This window comes from Clostridium sp. LXY-7, assembly GCF_056172015.1.
Map to the genome: position 1 here is coordinate 1 of NZ_JBLLJL010000021.1, position 586 is coordinate 586.

The following is a 586-nucleotide window of genomic DNA, read 5'->3' on the forward strand; positions in this document are numbered from 1 at the left end:
CAGCGGCCGAAGGTGGGATTAGTGATTGGGGTGAAGTCGTAACAAGGTAGCCGTAGGAGAACCTGCGGCTGGATCACCTCCTTTCTAGGGAGTCGACATAAGGTTAATCCCTTATGACACACTGGTACTTTAACTCTGTTTAATTTTGAGAGACTATCTCTCAAGAATGAATACAAACCTAAAGGTTTGTATATATGTTCTTTGAAAATTACATAGTAAAATAAGAAAATTTGTTTAACCTTTAAATTTAGATTTAAATTAAACAATTTCGTCAAGATAATTTATTATTCTTTGTAAGATGATAGAGTTACCAGTTTTTTTAGAAAAACTAAGCTTTTGCTTATAGCAAAAGTAACTTAAGGTCAAGCTACAAAGGGCGCATGGTGAATGCCTTGGCACTAGGAGCCGATGAAGGACGTGATAAGCTGCGATAAGCTTTGGGTAGGCGCAAATAGCCAGTGATCCAAAGATTTCCGAATGGGGAAACCTACATAGTAAACACTATGTACTATATACTGAATAAATAGGTATATAGAGGTAAACCGGGGGAACTGAAACATCTAAGTACCCCGAGGAAGAGAAAGAA

General features: G+C 37.5%; 2 rRNA genes. Both read left to right on the forward strand.

Annotation, left to right across the window (positions count from 1 at the left end):
* Positions 1-84: ribosomal RNA gene (locus ACI48Q_RS20925) — 16S ribosomal RNA — on the forward strand; the annotation flags it as partial.
* Positions 85-360: 276 nt separating this feature from the next.
* Positions 361-586 (forward strand): 23S ribosomal RNA (locus ACI48Q_RS20930); the annotation flags it as partial.